Genomic DNA, 25,795 nt, shown 5'->3' with positions numbered 1-25,795 from the left:
GGGCCTGCCCGATCACGCGCCGAGCGCTGCAGCCGTCGCGCTCGCCACCAGCGCGAAGCGGGCTGCCTTGCCCACGCCGGTGAAGATCACGAACGGGAGCAGGCGCACGCCGACGAAGCCCGCGGCGATCACGAAGAGGTCGCCGACGATCGGAACCCAGGTGAGGAGAAGGAGCGGCGCGCCGAAGCGTCGCAGGCGCGCCTGCGCGCGCTCGAAGGCCTGCGGATCGCGCTGGATCCTGCGCTGCAACGCGCGGCCGAGGGCGCCTCCCGCGCCACGCGAGAGGGCGGTGCCGATCCAGAAGAGGGTGGCGGCGCCGAGCAGGTTGCCGGCGGTGGCGACGGTGACCAGGGGCAGCGGGGCCAGGCCGCCGCCGAGCAGGGCCACGAGCACCGCCTCCGACGGCAGCGGGACCACCGAGCCGGAGAGGAAGGCGGCGAGGAAGAGGCCGGGCAGCCCCCAGGTTGCCAGCAGGACGGGATCCACGGCGCTCCAACGGCGGACGGGCGCGGCACCTTCCCGCTTTGGCGACTTCAGCCCGCCTGGCGGCGGCCGTCGCCGGCCTTGAGCCACTGCACGTAGTGGGTCTGGCAATAGCCGCGGGTGCGCGAGGGCTTGTTGCAGCCGGCCCTGCCGCAGCGGGGCGGCGGATCGCCGGCGCGGCGGCGGCGGCCGGTGAGGCCGGGCAGGATCTTGCCGGCTTGCGCCGCGGCGGGCTCGGGCGGCGATGCGAAACCGCCGTCCGCTGCAGCGCGCTCTTCGAGGAGGCGCGCTGCGAGGGCACGGCCGAGCTCGCGGCCCAGCTCCCGGAAAAGCGCCTCGTACTGTGTCGTGATCTCGTTCACCTGGCCCTCCTCGAGGGGGAGAAGCGCCCCGAAAATAGCAAGAAGGACCCGCCTCTTGTCTTGTGGAAAATGAAAACCGTTGCAATTCAAGCTGGTTGCGCGGTGGCGTGACGTGACCATACGTGGCCATGGGCGCCAAATCGCGCGGCGAAACGACGAAGCGCCGCCTCCGGCAAGCGGAAGGCGGCGCTTTCGGCGGTGCGGATCCGGAGCGGCGGATCAGTACTCGGGGCGGGTGGTGCGGGTGAGCACCGGCACCTGCTTCCAGAGCTCCGGGAAGAACGACTCGTCCACGCCGAAGCGGAGCTGCGAAGCCGGCACGTCCTGCAGGCTCTTCACCTCGAGGCCGATGATCCGCTTCACCATCTCGTAGTGCTTGAAGCGCCAGGTCTGGAAGCCCTCGTCGACCTCCATCATCCCCTGCACGACGAGCCAGAGATCCCAGTTCTGCCGCGGGTTGCGGAAGAGATCCTGGAGGTCGACGCCGGTCTTCGCCAGCGCCTTCTCGAACGCGGCCCAGACCGGCTCGCCGGTGCGGAGCATCTGGTTGAAGCCGGGGCTCTGCTGGCCGCTGCCCCGGCCGAGGGCGTTGAGCCGGATCACGTGGTAGTCGGCGGGCGCCATCGTCTCGATGATCGGGATCTGCTGCACGAGCGAGGCCTCGATCGTCGAGATGCGGCGCAGGTGGTGTGCCGCCTGCCCGAGCTCTCCCTCACCGAGAAGCTGTGCCACCCGGCCGGTCTCCCGGACCATCACCTTCATCCAGAGCTCCATCACCTGGTGCATCACCTGGAAGAGGAGCTCGTCGGGATCGACGCACTCGTTCGCTTCCTTCTGCAGGGAGAGGAGCTCTTCGGTGCGGATGTACTTCTCGTAGTCGGTGAGGGTCTTGGCCTCGAGCTGGGACATGGATTGCTCCGTCGATCGGGGGATTGGGCCGCAAGGTAGCAGGGCCTCGGAGTGGGGTCCATGTGGCGCAAAGGAAGCGAGGAAGCAGGCGCCTTGTCTGCTGGCGCACAGGACGCCCCCGCTTGCAGGGCCCCCGATGCGTGGTCACCCCTTTTAGCGGGGAGGAACACCACAGGGGAGGAGGTTCACTGATGACGAAGCTTCGTTGGATTCTCGGGGCACTTGGCGCGGCGGCTCTCGCCGTCCCGGCAGCTGCCTCCGCACAGGATTGGGATCAGGAGTACGAGTCGGAGCCCGACGTCCAGATCGAGACGGACGAGGGCACCGAGATCACCGTCGAGGGCAATGGCGAGGCGGACGACTTCTACGCGGAGCGCGAGCGGGCCCGCGAGGAGGCGAGCAAGCCGGACCGCGGCGTCGAAGTGCAGGCACAGGGCGGTATCGTCGGCTTCCCCGGTGAGCTGGCCAGCCAGCTGAGCCCCGGCGCCCTCTACGGCGTCACCGTGGGCATCGAACCGGGCATCCCGGTCCTCGAGCTCGAGCTCGGCTACATGGGTGCCGCCTACCAGACCGACGAACGGCTGACCGGCGCCCAGGAGAACGCGATCGAGAACGGCGGCCAGGCGCTGCTCATGGCCAGCCCGAAGTTCGGCGCGTGGGAGCCGTACGTCTTCGGCGGCTACCAGCTCAGCCGGTTCAACGTCTACGAGCGCGACAACAGCACCGGCGCCCTCGAAGACGACACGATCAACAAGGCGCCCGTCGGCGCGGGTCTCGACATCCACCTCGGCGACGTGCTCGTCGGTGCACGCGGTAGCTACAACTTCGTCTTCGACGACGACGCGTTCACCAACCTGAACGACGAGGACAACGTCGACCAGATCACCGGTTCGCTCCTCGTCGGTGGCCAGTTCTAGGGCCCCACGGGAAAGCGCCAGACCCGGGGGGGGGGGGGGGGGGGGGCGGGCGCCCCCGAGGGGCGGGGGCTGGCCGGCGGGAGTGCGCCCCGGGGGCGCGGGAGAGCTCGCCCGCGCCGCTTCTTCGTCCGGAGGGCTCCATGAACGAGGACACCGATCTCAAGGCCGGCATGTACGTGATGAGCGTCGACGGACAGAAGCTCGGCCGGATCGCCAGGCTCGGCGACGAGGTTTTCGAGGTGGTGCTCGGCAACCGGCACCCCAGGGGCTTCGCCGTCGCCTACGACGAGATCTGCAGCAAGCTGAAGGCGGAGATCTTCCTGCTCCGGCGCTTCCGCGACTACCAGCCGCTCTACCGCCCATGGCAGGGGCCGGCGCCGGAGCCGCACATCGCCAAGGGCGGCGCCGGGCGGCGCTTCTTCCTCTTCCGGCGGGTCGACGCCCGCTGGTGATCAGCGGCGGAGCAGCACGTAGACCGCGCCGGCGCCGCCGTCGTGGGGGCGTGCGGTGGTGAAGGCGAGCACCTGGGAGGCGAGGCGCCCCCGGGAGAGCCAGCCCTGCACGCCCTCCTTGAGCACGGGGAGCTGCTCCCTGGAGTGGAGCCCCCTGCCGTGGACCACGAGGACGCAGCGCAAGCCCTTGTAGCGGCTCTGCTCGATGAACGAGAAGAGCGCCTCCTTCGCCTCGCTGCGGACGAGGCCGTGCAGGTCGAGATGGGCCTGCACGGCGTAGTCGCCCTTGCGGAGGCGGCGGAGGATCCGCTTGTCCAGCCCCTCGACCGAGCCCTCGATGAACTCGTCGGAGTCGGCGACGTCGAAGGCGCCGGTCCCTGCCACCAGCTCCGCCAGCGTGTCGAGGACCTCTTCCTCCTCGTTCACGATGCGGCGCACGTGCTCGGGCGGCGGCGGCGGGCGCTCGACGATCTGCGGCCCGCCGCGCACCGGCTCCACCTGGCCGACGAGCTCGAGGAAGAGCGAGTCGTCGTCCGGCTCCTGCACGGGCGCCTTCTTCGCCTGCTGCACACGCGGCGGCGGCTGCGGGGCCGGCTTCTTCTCCGGCGCCGCTTCGGCCTTCTTCAGCTTCAGGCCGGCGAAGGGATTGTTGAAAGGCTTCGGTTTGGCCATCCCACCGTTCTACCGCGGGGAGGAGCGGAGCCTTCCGGCCCCGGCCGTTTTTCGCCGCCGTTGCGGAGCTTTCAGGCGAAGAGCGAGCCGAGCCGCTGCTCCAGCTCGGTCCGGACCCGCTCGCGGATCGACTTCGGAATCAGCATGCCGAAGTCGAGATCGGCGGTGAGGAGCTCCTCCACCACGGCGAACTTCACGTCGACCATGCCCTTGCGGTGGACGCGGCCGGCCCTGGTGGCGGGGGCCGCATCGAGCTTCAGCCCGTACTCCTTCGCCACGATGCCCAGCTGATCGACCAGCCGCTCGTAGATCTCGTTGGCCCCGTGCCCGTTGAAACGCTGCTCGATCCGCTCGGCCATGCTCGTCACTCCAGCTGCAAGAGGTGCAAGGGAGCCGCCGAACATAGGTGCGGCCCCCCGCCTGGTCAACGAACGTAGCGCGTCGGATCGGCGACGCCCGCATCGGCGAAACCCTTCGCCCGGAGGAGGCAGGCGTCGCAGGCGCCGCAGGCGAGGCCGCCCGGCGCCGGGTCGTAGCAGGAGTGGGTGATGCCGTAGTCCACGCCGAGGGAGACGCCGAGCCGGATGATCTCCGCCTTGCCGAGCTGGAGGAGCGGCGCCTCGATCCGCGGTGCGTGCCCCTCGAGCCCCGCAGCGGTGGCCACCTTCGCCAGCTGCGAGAAGGCCTCCACGAAGGCGGGCCTGCAGTCGGGGTAGCCACTGTAGTCGAGGGCGTTGACGCCCAGGTAGATCGCCTCCGCCTCGAGGACCTCGGCGAGGCCGAGCGCCACGGAGAGGAAGACGGTGTTGCGGGCGGGCACGTAGGTGATCGGCACGCCGGCCCCGATGCTCGCCTCGTCGCGCCCCTTGGGCACCGCGATCGAGTGGTCGGTGAGGGCGCTTCCGCCGATCGCCTCGAGGTTCATCCGCACCACCCGGTGCGACGCGGCGCCGAGGCGGCCCGCCACCTGCCGGGCCTGTTCCACCTCGTCCGCGTGGCGCTGCCCGTAGGCGAAGGAGAGGCAATGGGCCTCGTAGCCGTCGCGTCTGGTGGCGATGGCGAGGCACGTCGTCGAGTCGAGGCCGCCCGAGAGCAGCACCACCGCGCGCTTCAACTTCAACCTCCGATCCGGGTTCCCTGCAGCGCCCACACGAATTGGCAGACGCCGGCGACCTGCTCCTGCACGCCGTCCACCTCGCAGGAACAACCGCTGGCTTCGAAGCGCACTTCTTCGCGGAGGGTGCCGCAGATCCCGCCGCAGCTGTCCCAGGCGAGCTCGCCGTCCTCGCCGAGGCGCGGGCAGGTCGCCGGACCGACCTCCACCGGTTCCTGTGGCGGTCTGCAGCCTTCGGTGGAGCTCTCCACCAGCGCGCCGTCGATCTTCTCGACGAAGAGCAGATCGCAGGTGCAGGCGGGGAGCCGGCGGGGCACGCCGCGGATGCTGCCGTCCGGCTCCCGGGGCAGGGAGAGGTCGAAGGTGGCGCCCTCGAGCGTTCCCTCCCGCAGCGTGCCGTCGATGAGGAGCCAGGCGGCGTCCCCCTCGGGATCGTGGGAGAGGGAGCCGTCGAATTCGATCCGGTCCGGCGCCCCTTCGAAGCGGCAGCGCGGCGTGGATTCGGGGGGATCGAGGATGGCGCCGCCCTCGTCGAGCGAGGCCACGAAGGCGAAAGTGCCGATCGCATCGCCGGGTGGTGCATCCTGCGTTCCACAGGCGAGCAGAGGCAGCAGGGCGAGGAGCGGAAGACGGGACATCGGCGGCAGCCTACTGCCGCGGGTCGGCGCAGGGCAATCGTGCGATGAACCGGCAGGCGCCGGGACGCGTACCGGGATCGCGTGGACGCTGCGGGCGGTTTCCCCCCGGCGAGGATGGACGGCAATGGCCAGGTGGAGCGAGCAGACCAGCGACGAGACGCTGTGCCGGGCGGTGGCCCGGGGCGACGAAGCTGCGCTCGCCTGCCTGGTCGAGCGGCACCGCCGCAGGGTCTACGCGCTGCTGCTGCGCTCGACCGGGAGCAGCGCCGACGCCGACGACCTCTTCCAGGAACTCTGGATTCGGGTGGTGCGGGCGGCGGGCTCCTTCGACCCGACGCAGCGCTTCTCTCCCTGGCTCTACCGGATCGCGGTCAACCTGGTCCGGGACGCTGCCCGGCGACGTATCGCCAGGCCCTGGGACGTGACCGGGGACGGCGAGCTGCCGGAGTCGGGGGAGGCGGGCCCCGCGCCCGACCTCCTCGCTGCTGCGGGGCAGGAGGCGCAGGCGCTCCACGAGGCGATCGCCGCGCTGCCGGCGGGACAGCGCGAGGTGCTGGTGCTGCGCTATCTGGAGGGATTGGGCGAGCGCGAGGTGGCGGAGGCGGCGGGGATCCCGCCGGGCACGGTGAAGAGCCGGCTCCACCACGCGATCAAGAATCTGCGCGCGCGGCTCGCGGGGCTGCGGGGCGCGTCGTCGTCTTCTTCGGAGGAGGTGGTGGGATGAGCCGGCTGCGCAAAGCCGAATGCGTGGTGGCCGAGGAGCGGCTGCTGGGCTGCACCGCGGCGGACGTCGCGCGAACGTGCGAGGAGGAGGCTATCGCCGCGCACCTCGCCGCTTGCGCCACGTGCAGGACGCTGGCGGCGGATCTCTCCACCCTGGCCTCGCTGCCACCTCTCCCTGGGGTCCGGGCGGAGGTGGTGGCCCGGACCCTCGCCGCCGCAGGGGCGGAATTGCGCCGGGTCGCTGCGGAGGGGCGCCGGACGGTCCGCCGGGCCGCGATGCAGATCGCCGCGATCGCCGCGGTCTGCCTGCCCCTCTCGGCAGCCTGGATCGCCGCCGTCTGGAAGCTCGGCTCCAGCTGGCTCGCCCCGGTGCTGCCCACGCCGATCGCCGCGGCCTTCGGCGTGGGCTTTGGCCTCTTCTGCCTGGCGGCGCTCTCCGCGCTCGCCTTCACCCTCACCCTGCTTGCAGGCGCCGCGGCCAGGCCGCCGCGCGCAGCCGCATCCGAGGTCTGACCATGGAAACCCGCACCTGTCCGTTCTGCGCCGAGACGATCAAGGCCGAGGCGATCAAATGCCGCTACTGCGGCTCGCGCCTCGAGCGCAGCGTCTTCGCCCGCTCCTGGTACCGGCAGCGCGAGGGGAAGATGATCGGCGGCGTCTGCGCCGGCCTCGCCAACGAGTGGGGGCTGTCGGTGACCCTGGTCCGGCTCGCCTTCGTGGTGGCCTTCCTGCTCGGGCTCTGGTCGCTGCCCATCTACATCGCCCTCTGGATCATCATGCCGGAGGCGCCGCGGCAGCTGCCCGTGCCCTTCGAGGCGGCACAGGGCCGCGAGACGATCCCGCCCGAGGGGCGGCGGCCCTATCTCTGACCGCTGGGGCGACGGGGCCACCTTCGGGGGCTGATCTCCGTGGGGGCAATGGCCAACCTTCCCGCTGCGGGGGGTCGCCGTGGTCCTGCCTGGACGCGACATCAAGTGGAAGGCCTTCCTGCTCGAGCTCAAGGAGGAGTTCGAGCGGGACGACCTCATGGACGTGGCGGGCTCGCTCACCTTCTTCGGCATCCTCGCGATCTTTCCCTTCCTGCTCTTCCTCGTCTCCCTCGCCGCGCTGGTGATCGATCCCACCCAGGCGCAGCTGCTCATCGACGAGCTGGGCAGGGTCGCCCCACCGGCGGTCGTCGAGATCCTCGGCGGGCGGCTCGAGGCGCTGGGCGAGGGCGGCAGCCCCGAGCTCCTCACCTTCTCCGCCGTCGGCGCGATCTGGTCCGCATCCACCGGCATCGCCGCGCTGATGCGGGCGCTCAACCGTGCCTACGACGTGCGCGAATCGCGGCCGATCTGGAAGGTGCGCGGCATCGCCGTGGCCACCACGCTGGTGGCGGCGACGATCTCGGTCCTCGCCACCGCCGCTGCGGTGGCGGCGCCTGCGGTCGCGGGGGCGATCGGGGGCTGGCCGGAGCAGGTGATCCTCTGGCTGCGGCTGCCGGTGGCGGGCCTCCTGATCATGTTGGTCTGGGCGCTGCTCTACTACTTCCTGCCCGACGTGGAGCAGCGCTTCCGCTTCATCACCCCCGGCTCCGTGGTCGGGGTGATCATCTGGCTGCTCGCCTCCACCGGCTTCTCGATCTACGTGGCCAATTTCGGCAACTACGAGGTGAGCTACGGGGCGCTGGGCGGGGTGATCATCCTGCTCTTCTGGATGTGGATCTCGTCGATGGTCGTGTTGCTCGGCGCGGAGATCAACGCGGTGCTCGAGCACCTTTCGCCGGAGGGCAAGCGGGTGGGCGCGCGGCGGATGGACCAGACCGGCAGCGATCTGCCCAAGACCGAGCGCCACAAGGTGCGGGAGGCCCGGCGGCTGCCGGCGCCGTCGGCGGTGGGGCCCGCCTCCTGCGTGGACGAGAAGCCGGGTGCCGGGCTCGTGGTGCGGCGGCGCGAGCCGGTGGTGCGCCGGCGCTCCCTGGCGCTGCCCGGCGCGCTCTTCGTCGTCGGTTTCCTCCTAGGGCGACGCAGGCGGTAGCGCGAGGTCAGTGGCAGACCGGCCGGTATTCGATCGCGAGCTCGCTGCCCGGCGGTGGGATGTCGGCCTGCGTGAAGCGCACCTCGTTGGTCGATGGGTTCCAGAGCCAGCCCGAGGTTTCCGGGAGGCGTTCGCCGTCCACGCGCACCTCGATCTCGGTGCCGTCCTCGAGATGTCCGTCGGCGTCGGTGTCCTCCGGCACGCCGCGGAGCGGGAAGTCGGTCCGGCCCTCGTCGACGACGAAGAGGTCGACCGCGCGATCCGCCGTGGCGGTGGCGCCGACCGGGATGACGACGGGGCCTTCGGCGCCGCCCGCCTCGATCAGCACGGCCGCAGCGCGATCGCCCACCAGGGAGGCGACGCCGAATTGGTAGCCGACCTCGAGGAAGGCGCCGGGCTGCAGGTTGGCGGGAAGGAGCGAGCGGCTCCAGGCGCTGAGCTGCCCATCGCCGCCGCTGCCGGTGGTGACCGAATCGATGCGGAGGACGATGTCGCAGGTGTTGTGGACGCGGGTGGTGGCGCCGGCGGAGCGGCAGCCGGTGCGGAGGAAGCCGAGATCGCTGGTCTCGGGCTCGAGGGCGATGCAGCTCGGGTTGCCGCTGCCGGTGAGACGCACGGTGCGGTTGCCCTGGAGGGTGGCGAAGGTGAGATCCGCCTCCCGGGGCGCCGTGCCGGTGGGCGCGAAGGTGAGCGGGACGAGGCGGGTGCTACCCGGCGCGAGGAACTCACCTGCGGGCAGGTCGGTCGCGGCGAAGGGGCCGGCTTCCGGCAGGTGGGCGGGACCGATCCAGCAGGGCTGCTGGCCCGGGTTGCCGATCTGCAGCGCGAGCGCGCGCACGGTACCCGGCTCCACCAGGCCGAATGCGAGCGCGGTGGGGATCACGCAATCGCTGGCTGGCGTTCCCCCGCCGCGTACGGTGAGCGGCAGGCGGGGCGTGCGCAGGTCGTCGGTCTCGATGACCAGCCGTGCCTCCACCGCGCCTGCTCCCTGCGGGGTGAGGGTCGCTTCGATGGTGAAGGTCGAGCCCGCCGCGTATTCGCTCGGCGTTTCGTGGGTGACGCGGAGCGCCGGGTGCTCGCCGTAGACCTCGACGACGCGCAAGGGACCCTCGTTGCCGAGCCGCGCCTCTGCGGTGCAGGTGAAGCGCGCGGTGGCGGCCAGGCCGACGGGCATCGCGCCGAGATCGATCGATCCGGGGCTGCAGGTGAGCGATGGGCCGGCGCCGTTGCCGCGGAAGCAGAGCTCCACCGGCGGCACGCCGGCTGCGTCGGGGGTGAGGCGCAGCCACGCTTCGCTGGGGCCGAGTGCATCGGGAGCGAAGGCGATCACCAGGTTGGCCTGCTCGCCGGGCCCCAGGGTGAGGCTCGCCGGCTCCACGGTGAAGGCCGGGTTGGAGAAGGCGAGGTCGCCGAGGGTGAGGGGAGACGGCCCGATGTTCTCGACGGCGAAATTCGCCGTGCGCTGGAAGCCCGGCCCCACGTGGCCGAGGAAGTGCCCGCCGGTGTCGCACGACGCTGGCGGCTCGACGGTGAGGAAGCTCGTCACCGAGGGGGCGCGCAGCGCGGCGGTTCCGAGAAGGCGGTCCTCGCCGTCGAGGAAGGGGAGCGCCGCCACGGCTTCGCCAGGGGCGCCGGCGCTGAAGGAGACCGGCCAGGTGAAGGTGGAGAAGGCTTCGATGTCGCGCGAGCCAGCAGCGGCGCGGAAGCTGGTTGCGCCGCTTCCCTCCGCGTCGCCGGCGCGCACGGTGAGCTCACGATCGAGGCGGCTCTCGCAGACCACCTCGGCGCTGCTGCCGGTGCCGGCGATGGCCGGGGGGAAGGTCACCTGGCCGCAGCGCAGCGCGCTCGCCACCGCCTCGCCCGTGAGCTGGACGGTGGCGTCGCCTGCGGCGGTGCGCACGGTGAGGGGCTGTGCGTAGCTGCCCGCCTCGTGGGGGACGAAGGCGATCGGCAGGGTGGCGATGCCGCCGGGGGCGATGCGGCTCGGCATCGCGCCGTCGAGCCGGAAGGGCTCGTCGAGCCGGACGGTGACGATGTCGAGGGGGGCGCCGCCGCCGTTGCGGAGCTCGAGGGTGGCGACGGTGCGGGTGCCGCTGGCGGTGATCGGGAACGCGATCGCTTCGCTGCCGAGCTCGAGGGCGGCGCCTCCCTTCGTGGCGGGATCGCTGGAGGAGGTGCAGGCGGCGAGCACCAGCGGTGCGGCGAGGAGGAGGCGGCGCATGGGCTCCAGCATAGCGGGGGTGGGGGCGTTCGGCCTATCGGCCTTCGCAGCCGCTGCCGTCGGCGGCGGTGATGCAGGCGCGGACGCGAATGGCGACCGGCTCGGTTCCGTACTCGTTCTCGTACGGCACGAAGCGGAGGTGGTCGTAGAAGCTGCCGGGGGACTCCGCTTCGAAACGGATGTTGACCTCCAGGCGGGCCCTGCCGAGGAGCATCTCGTCGTACGTCGCATCGAATCCGTTTCCACCGACCGCCCACGTGCTCGAGAGGCGGATGGCGAGCTCGCTCGTCGAATCGCAGGCGAGCCGGGCCTCGAGCGTCTCGCCCACCGCGCCGGTACCCAGGTCCAGCGCGGCGGTCTCGCAGACGAGAAACGGCTCGACACCCCAGCCGGCCAGCTGGAGCTTCAGCCCGGCAACCTCGACGTCGACCGCGTACTCGCCGAGGGAAGTGGGTGCGAAGGCGAAGATCACCCGGGTGGAGGAGCCCGGCGTAACCTCCTCGCCGTCAGGGAGCCTGGCGGAGAATGGGGGCGGAATGGAGAGGAGAGAGCGCAGGGAGACGGCTTCCTCGACGCTGCCGATTTCGAGTGCAAGCTCGCGACGGGCGCCCACGACGACGGAGCCGAACGGCACGAGATGGGCGGCCTGCGGCGCCACGCATACCGCCATCGCCGTGTCGTTGCAGACGTCTTCCTCGGCAGCAGGAGGAAGGGCGAGCGGTTCGGCGGTCCCGCCGCAGGCGGCGAGGAGGAGCAGGGCAGCGATTCGGCGCATGCGGAAGCGATGTGCGTTACGCCGCCGCCGGATCACCGCCGCCTGGGATCGAGTCGATCCCGGAGCCCGTCGCCGAGCAGGTTGAAGCCCAGCACCGACACCGCGATCATCAGCCCCGGCACCAGGGCCACGTGCGGCGCGATCATCAGGTATTGCGTGCCCTGATCCACCAGCGCGCCCCAGGACGGCGTGCCCGGCGGAACGCCGAGGCCGAGGAAGGAGAGCGAGGCCTCCGCCAGCACCGCCGCCGGCACGCCGAAGGTGGCCTGCACCACCACCGGTCCCAGCAGGTTGGGCAGCAGGTGGCGCACCACGATCCGCGCATCCGAGGCGCCGAGCGCCCGGGCCGCGTGGACGAATTCGCGATCCCGCAGGCCCAGCACCTGGGCCCTGGCGAGTCGCGCGTAGCCCGTCCAGCCGGTGGCGCAGAGGGCGATGATCACGTTCCAGAGCGAGGGGCCCAGCACCGCCGTGATGAAGATCGCGAGCAGGATGCCGGGGAAGGCGAGGAGCACGTCGACGACGCGCATGAGCACGTCCTCGACCCAGCCGCCAGCGTAGCCGGCGCCCGCGCCCAGGAGCGTGCCCACGGTGGCGGAGATGATCGTGGCGAGGAGCCCCACCACCATCGAGACGCGGGCGCCGTGGATCACGTGCGAGAGCACGTCGATCCCGTTCTCGGCGGTGCCGAGGAGGTGCTTCGCGCTGGGCCCGAGCAATTCGTCGGGCAGCGAGATGGTGCGCGGGTCGTGGGGGCTGAGCAGCGGCGCGAAGATCGCGAGCAGGGTGAGCGCGCAGACGATCCCGGCGCCGAGCCAGGGGCCCACTCCCTTCAGGATCGGGCGGCGGCGCCGCGGCGGCAGCGGCTCCGGCGAAGCGGCGATGGTGGCAGGCGCCGGTGGCGGCGCTGCGAGCTTCCTCATCGCCGCGCCCTCACCCGCGGATCGGCGGAGGCGTAGGCGATGTCGGTGAGCAGGTTCACCAGCACGTAGGCCAGGGTGAAGGTGAGCACGCAGGCCCGCACCATGTTGTAGTCGCGCCGGTCGATCGCCTGGAGGAGCAGCGTCCCCATGCCGGGATAGTTGAAGACCTTCTCGGTGACCACCGCGCCGCCGAGGAGCGCGCCGAGCTGCAGGCCGAGCACGGTGAGCACCGGGAGCATCGCGTTGCGCAGCGCGTGCTTGAGCAGCACCACGTGGCCGGGGAGCCCCTTGGCCTTCGCGGTGCGCACGTAGTCCTCGCCCACCGCGTCGAGGACCGAGGCGCGGATCATCCGGGCGAGGAAGGCGGCGAGCGCCGTGCCCAGGGTGATCGAGGGGAGGATGAGCCCCGCCGGCTCCTCGAGCCCCGAGACCGGGAGCCAGTCGAGGGTGATCGCGAAGACGAGGATGAGGATCGGTCCCAGCCAGATCCGCGGCAGCGCCGCGCCGAGCACGGCGAAGCCGCTCGCCGCAGCGTCGACGCGCCCGCCCGGCTTGCTCGCGCCGAGCACGCCCAGGGGAAAGGCGAGGAGCAGCGCCACCACCAGCGAGGCGAAGGCGAGCAGGGCGGTGTTGGGCAGCGCGTCGGCGATGCGGGAGAAGACCTGGTCCTGGAAGGGCGGCACCGAGGTCCGCAGCTCGAGGGTCGCCGCGTCCCTGGCGAAGTACCAGAGGCGTGCGACGAGCGGCTCGTCGAGGTGCAGCGCCTCGCGGAGCGAGGCCCGGTCGGTCTCGCGGGCCTGCTCGCCGAGGATGGCGTCGATCGGATCGCCGGGGACCAGATCGAGGAAGACCGAGACGAGGATCACCGCGCCGAGGGCGGCGACGAGGGTTCCGAAGGCCTTGCGCAGCGCTTCCTTCACTCCACCCTCCGCGCTGCGGCCAGGCTGTGCAGGCTGCCCTGCGGATCGACGACGACGCCTTCCAGGTCGGTGGCGACGACGCCCACCGCATCCTCGTGGACGAGGGGCAGGGTGGGGAGGTCTCTGGCGAGGACCCGCTGCACCTGGGCGTAGGCCGCGCGGCGCGCCTCGGGATCGGTCGCCTCGCGTCCCTGCGTGAGCAGCGCGTCGACGGCGGCGTTCCGATAGCGCATCCGGTTCATGCCGCCCCACGCCGTCTCCTCGCTGGGGATCGACGCCGAGTGGGAGATGAGCCGGAAGAGATCGGGATCGATCACCGGCGTCACCTTGAGCGTGGCGAGCTGGAAGTTGCCGCGCTTCACGTCGCCCATGAACGTACCCCACTCGAGCGGAGCGACGTCCACGCCGATGCCTACCGCGGCGAGCTGCGCCGCCATCACCAGCGCCACGCTGCGGCGAAAGCGATCGGTGGAGGTCTTGAAGCTCAACCGGAACCGCGTGCCGGGGCCGTCGCCGTCCGGATCGGTGTAGCCCGCTGCGTCGAGCAGCGCCTTCGCGCGCGCCGGATCGTGGGGCCACTTCGCCGTCTCGTCCTCGTAGGCCCAATGTTCGGGGCGCAAGAACGTGTCGGCGATCCGCGCGGCGCCCTTGAATTTGTAGCGGGCGATCGCCTCGCGATCGAGGGCGAGGGCGATCGCCTCGCGCACCTCGCGCCGCCCGAGGAGCGGATCCTCGAGGTTGAACATGAGGTAGGAGACGCCGGCGCCGGGGCCGACGGTGACGGAGAGGTGCTGCTCTTCGCGGAGCGCCGGGAGGAGCGCGGCGCTCACCGCGTTGAGGAGCACGTCGACCCGGCCCTTGCGCAGCTCGAGGACGCGGGTGGTCTCGTCCCGCACGGTGCGGATCTCGAGGGGCAGCGCGGGCGCGCCGCCGTGGTAGCGCGGGTTGGGGGCGAGGAGGAGCTGCTCGTCGCGCTCCCACTTCTCCACCACGTAGGGACCTGCGCCGATGGGCCGGGCCCGGAGCGCTTCGCGGTGCTCGGGAGCGACGAGCCGCGACGGGAGGATCCCGAGGCTCGCGTCCACCGGGAAGGCGCCGAAGGGCGCGGCGAGCCGGAAGATCACCGTGCGCGGGTCCGGCGCCTCCACTGCCTCCAGGTAGCCGTAGCCGCCGCGGTGGGGCGAGCCGGTTGCCGGATCGAGGACCGAGCGCCAGGTCGCCACCACGTCGGCTGCGGTGAGCGGCGTGCCGTCGGAGAAGAGGAGGCCCTCGCGGAGGACGAAGCGCCAGCTGCGCGGGTCGTCGGCGGTGAAGGAGGCGGCGAGATCCGGAACGGCCCGGCCCGCAGCGTCGATCCGGGTGAGGCCGGGGGTGACGAGGTGGGCCACGCGCATGGCGGTCGCGCCGAGCGCCATGCGCCGGTCGAGGGTCTCGGGCGGCGACTCCACCGCGACCACGAGGCGGTTCTCGCCCCGCTCCGCACTGGTGCAGGCGGCGAGGAAGGCGAAGGCGATGGCGAGGAGAAGCGGGAGGCGAGTCATCGGCGAGGCGGCCACTGTAACGGCCCGGTGCCTCCGGTCCAACAGGCGAACGGGCGTGCCCCCACTTCTGGCGCGGTGCCCGGTGTGGGTTCAGCGCCAGACCGGTGGACCGAGCGCCGCCGAGATCTCGTCGAGGAACTCGTCGAGGTCGAGGGGCTTGCGGAGGAGCCGGACCCCCTGGTCGACCACCGGCTTCGGATGGGCGGTCATCAGGATCGCCGGCCCGGCGAGCCTGCCGCATTGCGCCGCGGCCCGGAGCATCGCCGTCCCGGTGCGGCCGGGCAGCGAATAGTCGCTCACCACCACGTCGAATTGCTCGTCCTGCAGCCGCCGCAGTCCCTCGTCGCCGCAGCCCGCTGCGACCACCTGGTAGCCTTCGTCGACCAGCAGCTCTCCCAGGACGTCCCGGATGTCGGGGTCGTCTTCCACCACGAGGATCCGCAACACGAGCTCCTCCCGCGTGGGTCGTGGGATGCGAACGCGGCGAAGGCTATGCACCGGCGCTCGTGGGGGCCACGGCAGGGGCAGCACCCACACAGGGCGTCGCTCGCCTGTCCGGGGGCGAAAATGTGCGGGTTTTCGCCAACTTGCTCCTCGAGCGGTCGACACCTACAATCGTCGCATGTGGGCACCCGGCAAGCGGGCAAGCCTGCGCCGAGGCTCCTCTTCGTCTCGCGCTCCGAGGTGAATTCCGTGACCGCCGCTCGTCTCTGCCGTCCCGCGGGTTGCGCCCGCTGGCTCGCCGCCGCTTTGCTGCTGTTCCTCCTCGTGGGGCAGCGACCCGCCCGGGCGGCGGTGCCCGAGGAGCGGGAGCTGCGGGAGGCCGTGGAACGGATCCTCGACTCCACCCCGCTGGGCAGGGCGCGGACCGGGGTGCTGATCTACGACCTCGAGACGAAACGGCCGGTCTACGAGCACAACGCCGACGAGCTGCTCAACCCCGCCTCGAACATGAAGATCCTCACCACCGTGGCGGCGCTGTCGCGGCTCGGGCCGGGGTTCCGCTACGCCACCGAGTTCTACGTGGACCAGGAGCCGGTGGGGGGCGTGGTGCAGGGCAACCTCTACGTGCGCGGCAAGGGCGATCCCTCCCTCGACACCGAGCGGCTCTATCGGATCGTGCGGCAGCTGCGGCTGCTCGGGCTGCTCGAGGTGAAGGGGAGCATCGTCGTCGACGATACCTGGTTCGACCCGCAATACGACGGCCCGGGTTGGGAGCAGGACGACTCCGACAGGCCCTACATGGCGGGGGCGGGAGCGGTCTCGCTCAACTTCAACGCGGTGGCCGTCCACGTCCACCCGGCGGAAAAGGTCGGCGCCAGGGCGCGGGTGGAGCTCGATCCCGCTTCCGACTACCTCGTGCTCGAGAACCACGGCGTGACCACGCCTGCCCGCTCGCGGCGGCGAATCGCGGTGCAATCCCTCGACGAGGGGAAGCGCCAGCGGATCGTGGTCGACGCGCGGATGCCCGCCGGCAGGCGCGGCGGCCCGGTGTGGCGGCGGGTCTCCAACCCGCCGATCTACGCCGGCGAGACCCTGAAGGCGATGCTCGGCGAGCAGGGGATCAAGGTCCGGGGCAAGGTGCGCCTCGGCAAGGTGCCCGACAGGCTGCGGACCTATTTCGTCGACTGGTCCGAGCCCCTCGCGGTGCTGGTCCACACCGTGAACAAATGGTCCCAGAACCACATGAGCGAGATGCTCCTCAAGACCCTCGGCGCCGAGGTCGAGGGGGCGCCGGGGACGTGGGCCAAGGGCGTCTCGGTGGTGGAGGACGTGCTCGCCGGCCAGGCGGGGATCCCGCGGGGATCCTTCGTGATGAAGAACGGCAGCGGCCTCAACGACACCAACCGCATCAGCGCCCGGCAGATCGTTCGGGTGCTGGCCTGGGCGCGGCAGGAGCTGCTCGTGGCGCCGGAGCTCCTCACCTCGCTGCCGGTGGCAGGTGTCGACGGCACCGTCCGCAACCGCATGGGCGGCACGCCGGCGCAGGGGCGGATCCGGGCCAAGACCGGCACCTTGCAGAACGTCACCGCGCTCTCGGGCTACGCCACCTCGGTGGGGGGCAGGGAGTTGGCCTTCGCCGTGCTCGTCAACGACTACCCGGGGCGGTTGTCGCGGGTGATCCCCGGGGTCGACGCCATCGGCGCAGCGGTGGCCACGGTGGACGTTCCCGGCGGCGGCGACGCCGCGGTGGCGCTGGCGCAGCCGCCGGCGTGGGAGCCGAAGACGCCCATCGACGTGCTCGGCGCGCGGATGGTGACCTACCACAACCTCGGTAAGGCTGCCGACGCGCGGAATGGCCTGATGCTGCGGACGGCGCTCCGCTCGGAGCCCGATCCGGCGGTGCGGGCGGTGGTGGCGGAGGCGCTCCACCTCTCGGAGCCCGAGGACGGCTCGGCGCGGGTGGCGGTGCTCGAGGCCTTCTCCGCTGCGCCGGAGGTCTACGGCAGGCTCCGGGAGGCTGCCGAGCGGGTTTCGCTGCCGCTGCCCCTGGTGAACACGCTGGTCGATCTCGCCGCGGACGGAAGCGCGGACGCGCTCGGCCTGCTGCTCGGGCTGGCTGCGCAGCGGCCGGAGGACGAGGTGCTCCTCGCCGAGGTGGCGGTGGGGCTCGCCGAGGTGGGCAGCGCCGCACCAGGCGACCTCCTCGCGGCGCTGAACGGGGCCAGCGGGGAGACGCAGGCCGTCGCCGTCCAGCTCCTCGGCAGGGCGCTGGCGTCGCCGGCGGCCGAGGAGGCGCCCACACCCGAGCCGAAGCGCGAGATCCATCCCTTCAAGACCGCCCTCGCCTCTGCTGCGGAGGGGCAGGACCCGGTGCTCGCGACCTTCGCCAGGAGCCTCGAGAGCCGGCTCACCGCCAGCATCGCCGCTGCGGCATCGACCGCTGGCGGCGCCCTGGACCCGGAGAAGAACGCCAACCCGTGAGACCGTTGACCGTTCGACTCTCGACGGGGCAATGTCAGCCCCCCGTGCTAGAGAGCCGGATGGTGGGGCGCGCGTGGTGTGCGCCTCTTCGATGGGAACGGGTGGTGTGTCATGGCCAGCGTCAATAAGGTGATTTTGCTCGGGAATCTCGGTGCGGATCCGGAGATCCGCTTCACGCCCGGCGGGCAGGCGGTCGCCAACTTCCGCATGGCGACGACCGACTCCTGGATGGACAAGAACGCGGGGCAGCGCCAGGAGCGCACCGAATGGCACCGGGTGGTGGTCTGGGGCAAGCTGGCCGAGCTCTGCGGCGAGTACCTCAAGAAGGGCCGCCAGTGCTACGTCGAGGGCCGGCTGCAGACCCGCGAGTGGCAGGACAAGGACGGCCAGAAGCGCTTCACCACCGAGATCGTGGCGAACCAGGTCGTCTTCCTCGGCGGCGGTGGCCGTGAGGGTGGCGGCGGCTTCGGTGGCGGTGGCGCCGGTGGTGGCGGCTTCGGCGGAGGCGGTGCCGGTGGTGCCGGTGGTGCCGGCGGTGGCGGCTTCGGCGGCGGGGGCTACGGCTCCGGCGGTGGGGGCGGCGGCTATGGGGGCGGCGGCGGTGGCTACGGTGGCGGTGGCGGCGGCAGCGGCTACGGCGGCGGTGGCGACTTCGGCGAGGGCGGCGGCCCGAACGACGACATCCCCTTCTAGCCGATAGCGTGGTGGCGCCCGCCGCTCGTCCCACGTGGGAGCGGCGGCGTCACTGCGACAGGATCGTCCCACGTGGGAGCGTGGGACGGAGCTGCGACAGGATCGTCCCACGTGGGACGACCGGCGGTCAGGGTTGGAGCGCAGCCTCGGTCGGCTCGGCGGCTTCCGCTGCGGGCTCCACCGGCAGCGGGCCCCCCTCGATCGAGTCGATGGTCCAGACGCCGTCCGTGGCGACGCCGCCGCCGATCCGCTTCCACTGGATGAAGACGTTCTCCGTCTTCACCACCGTGGAGGGGAGCTCGTACCAGGAGAGCCGCGTCACCATCCGGGCGCTCTCGCCTTCCGGCGCGATCTCCGTGCCGATGGTGGTGAACTCCAGCACCGAGAGGCTCTTCTCCATCCCGAAGGCACGGGCGAGGTAATCGGTGCGGGCGTCCGCGCGCAGGTAGCGCGCGATCACCTGGAAATCACCGTATTGCAGGGCGTCGTGGTAGTCGCGCGACGCGAGGGTGAGCTGCTCGGTGGTGCGGGCCGGGCCGGAGGCGCAGCCGGCGGCGGCGAGCACGAGCAGGGCGCAGAAATGGCGGGCGAAGCGCGTCATGCGGCGAACACTAGCAGAGCCTTGCGGGGAGCCTCAAGAAAGGCCCAATCATCCGGCAGGCTTAGCGATCGTTGCCCAGATTTTCACCTTTGATAGATTCGGCCGCCTGATTCGTGAGGGACGACGACGATGGCCGACTCGAGGCTCGAGCAGTACCAGCAGCTGCTGGAGGCGGATCCCGCTTCCATGGTCTTCGTCGATCTCGCCAGCGAGCTGCTGCAACGAGGCAAGGCCGCGCGGGCGGTGGAGGTCTGCACCGCGGGGCTCGCGCACCACCCCGAGCACGTCGAGGCGCGGATCCTCTGCGGACGGGCGCTCCTGCGCCTCGGGCGGGCGACCGACGCGCGGACGCATTTCGAGGCGGCCCTCGCTGCGCGCCCCCGGGATCCCGAGGTCCACGCCACGGTGGGCGAAGCGCTCCTCGACCGCGGCTTGCAGCGCTCGGCCCTGCAGCTCTTCAAGAAGGCCCGCGCGCTCGCGCCGGGGGACGAGCGGATCGAGGCGCTCCTCGCTCGCGCAGAGGGCGGCGCCGCTTCGTCGCCGTCTGCATCCAAAGCCACCGCAGCCGACCCCGCTGCGGCACCGACGACCGGTGCGGCAGAGGCCAGCGTTCCCGCGCCGGAGCGCGTCGCTGCAGCGGCGCCTGTTCCCGTCGAGGAGAGCGCCACGACGCCGCTCCGAGCGACGACGCCGCCGCCCCCCGCGTCCGACTTCGCCGAGGGCGTGCCGCCCCCCGAAACCACCGCCGTCGACGAGCTCTCGGGCTGGCCCAACGATCAGCAGCCGGTGCGCAAGGAGGCTGCCGCCGCTGGTGGCGACGACGCAGCGCCATCGGCAGAGCAGGCCGCAGCGGAAGACGACACCGCTCCCGCTGGCGCCAGCGAAACGCCGGCCCGTCCCGCCGGCCCGCCGCCCCTCACACGCGCCCCAGCGACGCCGCCTCCAATTCGTCGCGAGCCCACCGGCGAGCAGCCTGCCGACGATCTTCTCGGCGCGCTCCCCGCCCCGCCCCAGGAGCCGCCAGCGCCACCGCAGCCGGAGCCGAGCGTCGTCGCCGAGGAGGCCGCGAACGTCGCCGCCGTCTACGAGCGCGAGTTGCGCGAGCGCCTCGCCGCGGAGCAGGCCCGCCCGCCCTCCTGGCTCCGTCGCCACCGCCTCGGCATCAGCCTCGGCCTCCTCCTCGCCACCGGCGGCGGCGCCGCCTGGGCCGCCTACGAATACCGCCGTGCCGCCACGCACGCCGACGACGTGGCGCGCTACACCGCCGCCGCCCGCAACGGCCTGCTCCGCGACACCCGCGCCGCGTACGAGGCGAGCCTCACCGCCCTCGACGAGGTGCTCGATCGCGAGGAGCACAATCCGACCGCTCGTGCGCTGCGGGCGCAGGTGATCGCCACGCTGGCCAAGCGCTACGGCAGCGAGCGGGTCGATGCGGCGGAGGCCCCACGGCTCCTCGGCCCCGCCGAGGTGGCGGCGGAACCGGAGGTCGTCCTCGCCACGAGGCTCCTCCTCGCGGAGCCCGCAGAGCGGAAGTCGATCGAGGAGGCGATCCTCGCCGCCGATCCCGGCAAGGCGGGAGCCACCGTCCACAGCCTCGCGGGTGCGATCCTCCTCGAGCGGGGCGACTCCGCCGCCGCCATCGAGCGCTTCAACGCGGCGGTCGCCAGCGTTCCCGGCCACGTGCCCACTCTCGTCCACGTCGCCGACTACTACCGCGAGCGCCATGAGCACAGCGAAGCGCTCCGCTACGACCGCCTCGCCCTGGCGGTGGTGGAGGATCATCCCCTCGCGCTCCTCGGCGCCGCCGAGGCACAGCTCGCGCTGGCGAAGGAGCGGGCACCGCTGGAGGAGGCACTCGCCGGCCTTTCCCGGGTGGGCACCGACGCCGTTCCCGCAGCGGAGCGCAGCCGCTACGTGCAGGTGAAGGCGCGCCTGCTCGCATCGCTCGGACGGCGCGAGGAGGCGCTCGCGGTCCTCGAGCCGCTCCGCGCCGGCGCCGCCGGGGACGCCGAGCTGCTCCCCGCCCTCGCCGACACCTTCGTCGCGGTCGGTGCGCCCGATCGCGCCGAGGAGCTCTTCCGCGTCGACGCGGTCGGGAGCGATTCGCCGCTCCGCCACCGGGAAGCGTGGGCCCGGGCGCTCCTCGCCCGGGAGCGCTACAAGGCGGTGACGGCGGTTCCCGCCGGCAAAGGCGAGCGCAGCCTCCAGCTCCTCAAGGGGATCGCCTGGTACCGCTCGGGCTCCCTCGATCGCGCGCGCAGCACCCTGCGCCGCACCGCCACCAGGCAGGCGGGGAAGATGCCGGTGGAGGCCGTCGTCTATCTCGCGCTCGCCGATCTGCAGAGCGGTCGTCTCGACAAGGCGCGGCGCAACCTCGAGCGTCTCGGCACCGGCTCTCGGGCGAAGACCACCGGCCGCTGGGCGTACGCGGCGCTCCTCGTCCGCGAGGGCCGCCTCGACGAGGCGGAGGCAGCGCTCCGCGAAGCCGTCGGCCTCGACCGCGACTCGGTGGAGGCCCGCTGCGCCCTCGGTCGCCTCCTGCTCCGCAGGGGTGATGCCGCAGGCGCCCGGGCCGCGCTCGAGGAGGCGCTCGCCCGCAACCCCTTCCACGCCGAAGCCCGCACCGCCCTCGGCGCCGCGGCTCTCGCCGCAGGCGATCTCCCCGGCGCCCGCAAAGCCCTCGCCGCCGCCGTCGAACAGGCCCCCGACGACGCCGAGGCCCTCGCTGCGCTCGCGCTGCTCGAGGCACGGGAGGGGAAGGCCGAGGAGGCGCAGCGCCGCATCGCGCAGGCGAAGCGCCGTGGCCCCCGCGAGGCCGCCGTCCTCGCCGCCAGGGCAGAGCTCGCCCTGCGCGACGGGGAGAGCAGGGCGGCCATCGCGCTCCTCGAGCAGGCGACCAGGGCCGACGGCAGCGACCCGCGCCTCTGGATCCGGCTCGGCGAGCTCCGCCTCGCCGCCGGTGCAGCCCGCCCGGCCAGGCTCGCCTACGGCCGCGCCCTCGACCTCCAGCCGGCCTCTGCAGCGGCGCAGCTCGGCGCCGCCCGGGCACAGGTCGCCGACGGGCAGGCAGCTGCTGCTGCGAAGCGTCTCGAGGGCCAGGTGGCACGGCTCGGCGACGACGCGGCGCCCGCGCTGCGGGGCTCGCTCCTCGTCGCCCTCGCTGCGGTCGAGCGCTCCCTCGAGCGGTCCGGCGCAAGGGCCCACGCCGAGGAGGCGGTCGCGATCGCACCCGACTCGGCCACCGCCCACCTCGCCCTGGGCGAGATCCTCGCTGCGGCAGGTGATCAGGCAGGCGCCGAGACCCACCTGCGCAAGGCCCGGGAGCTCGACGGCGAGTCGCCCGAGATCCTTCGGGCCCTCGGCCTCCACCTCCTCGCGCACGGCGATCGGCCGGAGGGCGAGAAGCTTCTCGCCCGCTACCTCCGGGCCTCCCCCGACGGTCCCTCGGCGCGCGAGGTCCGCTCCCGTCTCGGCACGGGCAAATAGGGGGCTTTCGCAGGGGATCGCCCGGTTGACTTCGCCGGCATCGCAGGCCCATCGTCCCCGGCTTTCCCGGAATCGATCGGGCGCCGCCGCGCGTTGAAGCGCACCGGACCGCCGGCCCACCGCCCGCGGGGGCGGTCGCGAGAGAGCCCGGTACGCGACGAGGAGCGACGTGACGGACAGCCAGCGCAGCAAGCAGGTATTTCGAGCGATCCTGCTCCAGGGCTTCTACCTGGCGGTGCTTTACGCGAGCCTGGGCCTGGTCCTCGAGCTCCTGCACCAGCGGCTGCCCGGTCCTGTCTACGAGCGGGCAGCCGGGGCCATCTACGGGCTGCCGATGCGCCTCATCATCGAGCTCGGCCTGCAGGGGGAGCTGATCGGCGCCGTCGCCCAGGGCAGGCTGCCGGGCTGGCTCGCCGGCGCCGTGGTACCGGCGGTGGGCGTGGTGGTGATCCTCTGCGCCTCGGTGCTGATCGCCTCGGCGTTCCGTTTCACCGCCAGCGTCTTCGCCCTCCGCCAGAGCTGATTCGCCCGGAGCGATTCGACGGAGCCGGCGTCGCCTTACGCCGAGCGGCCCTGCGCCTGCGCCACCGCCGCGAGGACGTGGACGCCGTAGCGCTCCCACTTGGCCGGACCCGCACCCGCCACCGCGAGGAACGCCTCCTCCGTTTGCGGCAGCGCCCGGGCGAAGGCGCGCAGGGTGCGATCGTTGAAGACCACGTAGGGCGGAACGCCCTCCGCCTTCGCCAGCGTGGTCCGCATCTCCCGCAGCGCCTCGAAGACCGCCCCGTCGTAGGGACCGTCGTCGACGATGGGCGACGAGGCACCACCCCTGCGCCTGGTCCGCCGCTGTTCGAGCTCGTGGGGCGGCGGTGGATCCTTCGGGCCGGAACAGACGTCGCAGCCCGAGCAGGAGGTGCCCCTGTCGCCGAAGTAGGCGAGGAGGTAGGCGCGTCTGCAGCCCTGGTGGTAGGCGTAGTTGGTCATCCGGCGCAGCATCGAGAGCTCGCGCTCCCGCCGTGCCGACATCCCCTCGAAATCGACCCGCAGCTCCGCGCCGGGATCCTGCACCAGGAGCGAGCGCGGCGTTCGAACCACGTGACCCGCACGCTCGAGGTGCTTGAGCGCCGAGCCGACCTCGATCGGGCTCGCGCCGATGCTGCTCGCCAGCTCGCGCTCCGTCAGCCGCAGCTCGCCGCCACCGAGGTGGCCGAGCCGCTCCCAGAGATCCGCCAGCAGCTTCGGGCTGGGGTGGTTCCCCTCGATCATCCGCTCCTGGAGCCGGACGTCGGCGTGGTTGAAGAGGAGCAGCGCCCTGCCGGGCTTGCCGTCACGACCGGCGCGCCCCGCCTCCTGGTAGTAGGCCTCCATCGTCTTCGGCACCGCGAAATGGGCGACGAAGCGGATGGTCGGCTTGTCCACGCCCATGCCGAAGGCATTGGTGGCGCAGACCACGGCGTCGTCCCGCTCCATGAACGCGTCCTGCACCCGGTGCCGCTCCTCGTCGGTCATCCCGGCGTGGTAGGCGAGGGCGGGGACGCCCCGCTCGTCGAGCAGGCCCGCCACCTTCTCCACGTCGCGGCGGGTGGCGCAGTAGACGACGCCGCCGCCGTCCTTGCAGGCCCGCGCGATCCGCACGAGCTTCTCGTGCTCGTTGGCGACCTGCGCCACCTCGAAGAAGAGGTTCGGCCTGTCGAAGCCCGCCACCGAGACCTGCGGATCCTTGAGGCGCAGCACCCGGACGATGTCGTCCCGCACCTCCGGCGTCGCGGTGGCGGTGAGCGCCAGGGTCCGCGGCGGCCGCAGCACCCAGCGCACCTGCCCGAGCCTGGTGTAGTCGGGTCGGAAGTCGTGGCCCCACTGGGAGATGCAGTGGGCCTCGTCGACCGCGTAGAGGCCGAGCTGCACCTCGCGGATCGCGTCGAGGAACGCGCCGGAGCGGAAGCGCTCCGGTGCGACGTAGACCAGCTTGAACGCGCCGCGCCGGACGCCGTCGAGGCGCCGGGCCTTCTCCCCGTCGTCGATGGACGAGTTGATGAAGGTCGCCGGGATCCCGCGGGCCTGGAGCGAATCGACCTGGTCCTTCATCAGGGCGACCAGCGGGCTCACCACCAGCGCGGTGCCTGGCAGGAGCAGCGCCGGGAGCTGGTAGCAGAGGCTCTTCCCCGCGCCGGTGGGCATCACCGCCACGGTCGATCGCCCTTCGAGCACCGAGCGCACCACGGCTTCCTGGCCGGGCCGGAAGCCGTCGAAACCGAAGTGCTGCTGGAGCGAGGCGCGCAGGCCGTCGGGGGAGAGATCCATGAGCGGCGGCTCTTCTACCACGAGGGCCGTCATCGCCAACCCCCGTCCGCCGCTGGCGCCGCAGCGAGCCGAGGCGCGGCGCCCGCCCCAGGCTCGAAGCGATCGCCCACCAGCGCACCGGCGGGCAGCGCCGAGCGCGGCACCATGCCGAAGGTGCCGTCCCCGTAGGCGAGGAGCGCCGCGTGGGGGAGGATGCGGGCCACGCTCGCTTCGCCGCGTACCGCCTCCTGCCGGAGGAGAAGGCCGAGGAGGACGAGGAGGGCCGCCGCAGCCAGGGCCCCGATGGCGAGGAACCGGCTCATAGCTTCCCCATCTCCGCGAGGCTGGCGAAACCGCCGTCGGCGACGACCACGTGGTCGATGAGGGAGATGCCGAGGACCCGCGCCCCCTCGGCGAGGCGGCGGGTGAGCTCGATGTCGTCCCGGGAGGGTGTGGGATCGCCGCTCGGATGGTTGTGGAGGAAGACCAGCGCCGGCGCCGCCTCCCGGATGGCGGGCTCGAAGACGTCCCGTGGCGCGATCGCGCAGGAGGCGAGGCCACCTGCGGCGACCCGGCGATCGGCCACCAGCCGGTGCCGCGCGTCGAGCAGGAGCACGTGGAAGACCTCGTGGGTGAGGTGGCCCAGCCGCGGCCTCGCGTAGCGGTAGACGTCCTCGGGCCTGGTGAGCGAGAGCTCCCGGCTGCGAGGCTCGAGGGAGCGCCGCCCCAGCTCGAGCGCCGCGACGAGCCGGGCCGCCCGGACCCTGCCGACGCCGCCGGCCGCCAGCTCCCCCGGCGTGCACCGCGCCATCTCCGGCAGCGAGCCGTAGCGCCCCAGCAGCCCCTCCGCCGCCCGGACCGCCGGCACCGGCCCCGCCGCTCCCAGCACGATGGCGAGGAGCTCGACCTCCGAAAGCTGCGAGGCGCCTGCCTCGAGCAACCGCTCCCGCGGCCGCACCTCGAGGGGCAACCGCACCACCGAGAGCGCCGGCGCATCTTCCGTCGCTAGCGATCCCACCGTCGACGACGTTGCGAGGTCCTGCCGCATCCTTTCCTCCTCGTTCGGGCTCTCAGCGGGAGGAAGGAATCGGCTCCGCGAGGACGGGACCGTTTCCTTCACTCGCGCTCCGCGCGAGAGCGC

At 72.4% G+C, this 25,795-nt stretch carries 27 protein-coding genes; 10 read left to right on the top strand and 17 right to left on the bottom strand.

The genetic code is table 11. The annotated features are described in order from the left end of the window. Positions 1 to 12 precede the first annotated feature (12 nt). The 3 genes from ACESMR_RS07685 to ACESMR_RS07675 all read right to left on the bottom strand — a co-directional run bounded on the left by ACESMR_RS07685 (position 13) and on the right by ACESMR_RS07675 (position 1,754). Positions 13 to 486, bottom strand: a complete 474-nt coding sequence (locus ACESMR_RS07685) for a YqaA family protein (RefSeq protein WP_373046464.1) — start codon at positions 484 to 486, stop codon at positions 13 to 15. Between the two features lie 47 nt (positions 487 to 533). Then, positions 534 to 845, bottom strand: a complete 312-nt coding sequence (locus ACESMR_RS07680) for a hypothetical protein (RefSeq protein ID WP_373046463.1) — start codon at positions 843 to 845, stop codon at positions 534 to 536. 219 nt (positions 846 to 1,064) lie between these two features. Then, positions 1,065 to 1,754, bottom strand: a complete 690-nt coding sequence (locus tag ACESMR_RS07675; protein ID WP_373046462.1) for a tryptophan 2,3-dioxygenase family protein — start codon at positions 1,752 to 1,754, stop codon at positions 1,065 to 1,067. Positions 1,755 to 1,945: 191 nt separating this feature from the next. Here ACESMR_RS07675 and ACESMR_RS07670 point away from each other — a divergent pair, with 191 nt between their 5' ends. Together ACESMR_RS07670 and ACESMR_RS07665 are read left to right on the top strand one after the other, a co-directional pair. Beyond that, complete coding sequence (locus ACESMR_RS07670; RefSeq protein ID WP_373046461.1) at positions 1,946 to 2,671, top strand: hypothetical protein; 726 nt, start codon at positions 1,946 to 1,948, stop codon at positions 2,669 to 2,671. Between the two features lie 140 nt (positions 2,672 to 2,811). After that, positions 2,812 to 3,123 (top strand): hypothetical protein, encoded by a 312-nt coding sequence (locus tag ACESMR_RS07665; protein ID WP_373046460.1) that lies wholly within the window; start codon positions 2,812 to 2,814, stop codon positions 3,121 to 3,123. Here ACESMR_RS07665 and ACESMR_RS07660 read toward each other — a convergent pair whose 3' ends face one another. From ACESMR_RS07660 to ACESMR_RS07645, 4 genes are all read right to left on the bottom strand, one after another. Beyond that, positions 3,124 to 3,795: a Smr/MutS family protein gene (locus ACESMR_RS07660; RefSeq protein WP_373046459.1), complete on the bottom strand. Its 672-nt coding sequence runs from the start codon at positions 3,793 to 3,795 to the stop codon at positions 3,124 to 3,126. It lies immediately after the preceding gene. 71 nt (positions 3,796 to 3,866) lie between these two features. Continuing rightward, positions 3,867 to 4,154, bottom strand: a complete 288-nt coding sequence (locus tag ACESMR_RS07655) for a hypothetical protein (RefSeq protein ID WP_373046458.1) — start codon at positions 4,152 to 4,154, stop codon at positions 3,867 to 3,869. A gap of 65 nt (positions 4,155 to 4,219) precedes the next feature. Beyond that, positions 4,220 to 4,909, bottom strand: coding sequence for a 7-cyano-7-deazaguanine synthase QueC (gene queC, locus ACESMR_RS07650; RefSeq protein WP_373047102.1), 690 nt, complete (start codon positions 4,907 to 4,909; stop codon positions 4,220 to 4,222). A 2-nt stretch (positions 4,910 to 4,911) separates the two neighbouring features. Beyond that, the gene (locus ACESMR_RS07645; protein WP_373046457.1) at positions 4,912 to 5,547 is read right to left on the bottom strand and encodes a hypothetical protein; all 636 of its coding nucleotides are present in this window, start codon (positions 5,545 to 5,547) and stop codon (positions 4,912 to 4,914) included. A gap of 124 nt (positions 5,548 to 5,671) precedes the next feature. Between ACESMR_RS07645 and ACESMR_RS07640 the strand changes: the two genes are divergently transcribed. The 4 genes from ACESMR_RS07640 (at position 5,672) to ACESMR_RS07625 (ending at position 8,289) form a co-directional block, all read left to right on the top strand. Further along, positions 5,672 to 6,271 carry an RNA polymerase sigma factor gene (locus tag ACESMR_RS07640; protein ID WP_373046456.1) on the top strand — a complete coding sequence of 200 codons (600 nt, stop codon included), beginning with the start codon at positions 5,672 to 5,674 and terminating at the stop codon, positions 6,269 to 6,271. After that, on the top strand, positions 6,268 to 6,783 hold the full coding sequence (locus ACESMR_RS07635; RefSeq protein WP_373046455.1) for a hypothetical protein: 516 nt from the start codon (positions 6,268 to 6,270) through the stop codon (positions 6,781 to 6,783). Before ACESMR_RS07640 ends, ACESMR_RS07635 begins: the two co-directional genes overlap by 4 nt. A gap of 2 nt (positions 6,784 to 6,785) precedes the next feature. After that, complete coding sequence (locus ACESMR_RS07630; protein WP_373046454.1) at positions 6,786 to 7,139, top strand: PspC domain-containing protein; 354 nt, start codon at positions 6,786 to 6,788, stop codon at positions 7,137 to 7,139. A 79-nt stretch (positions 7,140 to 7,218) separates the two neighbouring features. Beyond that, a complete protein-coding gene (locus tag ACESMR_RS07625) occupies positions 7,219 to 8,289 on the top strand; it encodes a YihY/virulence factor BrkB family protein (protein ID WP_373046453.1) in 1,071 nt (356 codons plus the stop codon). 7 nt (positions 8,290 to 8,296) lie between these two features. Here the strand turns inward: ACESMR_RS07625 and ACESMR_RS07620 are convergent, their stop codons facing one another. The 6 genes from ACESMR_RS07620 to ACESMR_RS07595 all read right to left on the bottom strand — a co-directional run bounded on the left by ACESMR_RS07620 (position 8,297) and on the right by ACESMR_RS07595 (position 15,116). After that, entirely contained in the window at positions 8,297 to 10,510 is a 2,214-nt protein-coding gene (locus ACESMR_RS07620; protein ID WP_373046452.1) for a choice-of-anchor D domain-containing protein, read from the bottom strand. A gap of 34 nt (positions 10,511 to 10,544) precedes the next feature. Further along, positions 10,545 to 11,285, bottom strand: a complete 741-nt coding sequence (locus ACESMR_RS07615; protein WP_373046451.1) for a hypothetical protein — start codon at positions 11,283 to 11,285, stop codon at positions 10,545 to 10,547. A 32-nt stretch (positions 11,286 to 11,317) separates the two neighbouring features. After that, on the bottom strand, positions 11,318 to 12,208 hold the full coding sequence (locus ACESMR_RS07610) for an ABC transporter permease (protein ID WP_373046450.1): 891 nt from the start codon (positions 12,206 to 12,208) through the stop codon (positions 11,318 to 11,320). Beyond that, on the bottom strand, positions 12,205 to 13,128 hold the full coding sequence (locus ACESMR_RS07605) for an ABC transporter permease (protein WP_373046449.1): 924 nt from the start codon (positions 13,126 to 13,128) through the stop codon (positions 12,205 to 12,207). The genes ACESMR_RS07610 and ACESMR_RS07605 overlap by 4 nt, the downstream gene beginning before the upstream one ends. Continuing rightward, entirely contained in the window at positions 13,125 to 14,669 is a 1,545-nt protein-coding gene (locus tag ACESMR_RS07600; protein ID WP_373046448.1) for an ABC transporter substrate-binding protein, read from the bottom strand. The genes ACESMR_RS07605 and ACESMR_RS07600 overlap by 4 nt, the downstream gene beginning before the upstream one ends. A 90-nt stretch (positions 14,670 to 14,759) precedes the next feature. Then, positions 14,760 to 15,116, bottom strand: coding sequence for a response regulator (locus ACESMR_RS07595; protein ID WP_373046447.1), 357 nt, complete (start codon positions 15,114 to 15,116; stop codon positions 14,760 to 14,762). A 246-nt stretch (positions 15,117 to 15,362) separates the two neighbouring features. Here ACESMR_RS07595 and dacB point away from each other — a divergent pair, with 246 nt between their 5' ends. Together dacB and ACESMR_RS07585 are read left to right on the top strand one after the other, a co-directional pair. Continuing rightward, complete coding sequence (dacB, locus tag ACESMR_RS07590; protein ID WP_373046446.1) at positions 15,363 to 17,594, top strand: D-alanyl-D-alanine carboxypeptidase/D-alanyl-D-alanine-endopeptidase; 2,232 nt, start codon at positions 15,363 to 15,365, stop codon at positions 17,592 to 17,594. Positions 17,595 to 17,705: 111 nt separating this feature from the next. Then, the gene (locus ACESMR_RS07585; protein ID WP_373046445.1) at positions 17,706 to 18,287 is read left to right on the top strand and encodes a single-stranded DNA-binding protein; all 582 of its coding nucleotides are present in this window, start codon (positions 17,706 to 17,708) and stop codon (positions 18,285 to 18,287) included. 127 nt (positions 18,288 to 18,414) lie between these two features. On the opposite strand, the gene ACESMR_RS07580 is transcribed toward ACESMR_RS07585, so the two are convergent. Beyond that, positions 18,415 to 18,888, bottom strand: coding sequence for a hypothetical protein (locus tag ACESMR_RS07580; RefSeq protein WP_373046444.1), 474 nt, complete (start codon positions 18,886 to 18,888; stop codon positions 18,415 to 18,417). A 129-nt stretch (positions 18,889 to 19,017) separates the two neighbouring features. Here ACESMR_RS07580 and ACESMR_RS07575 point away from each other — a divergent pair, with 129 nt between their 5' ends. After that, the gene (locus ACESMR_RS07575) at positions 19,018 to 22,374 is read left to right on the top strand and encodes a tetratricopeptide repeat protein (protein WP_373046443.1); all 3,357 of its coding nucleotides are present in this window, start codon (positions 19,018 to 19,020) and stop codon (positions 22,372 to 22,374) included. Between the two features lie 169 nt (positions 22,375 to 22,543). Further along, positions 22,544 to 22,897, top strand: coding sequence for a hypothetical protein (locus tag ACESMR_RS07570; RefSeq protein ID WP_373046442.1), 354 nt, complete (start codon positions 22,544 to 22,546; stop codon positions 22,895 to 22,897). A gap of 35 nt (positions 22,898 to 22,932) precedes the next feature. Here the strand turns inward: ACESMR_RS07570 and ACESMR_RS07565 are convergent, their stop codons facing one another. The 3 genes from ACESMR_RS07565 to radC are packed head-to-tail and all read right to left on the bottom strand — an operon-like array spanning position 22,933 to position 25,702. Next, complete coding sequence (locus ACESMR_RS07565) at positions 22,933 to 24,708, bottom strand: RecQ family ATP-dependent DNA helicase (RefSeq protein ID WP_373046441.1); 1,776 nt, start codon at positions 24,706 to 24,708, stop codon at positions 22,933 to 22,935. Further along, positions 24,705 to 24,977 (bottom strand): hypothetical protein, encoded by a 273-nt coding sequence (locus tag ACESMR_RS07560; RefSeq protein ID WP_373046440.1) that lies wholly within the window; start codon positions 24,975 to 24,977, stop codon positions 24,705 to 24,707. The genes ACESMR_RS07565 and ACESMR_RS07560 overlap by 4 nt, the downstream gene beginning before the upstream one ends. Continuing rightward, on the bottom strand, positions 24,974 to 25,702 hold the full coding sequence (gene radC, locus ACESMR_RS07555; protein WP_373046439.1) for a RadC family protein: 729 nt from the start codon (positions 25,700 to 25,702) through the stop codon (positions 24,974 to 24,976). The genes ACESMR_RS07560 and radC overlap by 4 nt, the downstream gene beginning before the upstream one ends. Between the last annotated feature and the right edge of the window lie 93 nt (positions 25,703 to 25,795).

Source organism: Vulgatibacter sp., assembly GCF_041687135.1.
Lineage (GTDB): Bacteria > Myxococcota > Myxococcia > Myxococcales > Vulgatibacteraceae > JAWLCN01.
Note: the sequence above shows the minus strand (reverse complement) of the source record. Positions and strands in the feature narration are given on the sequence as shown.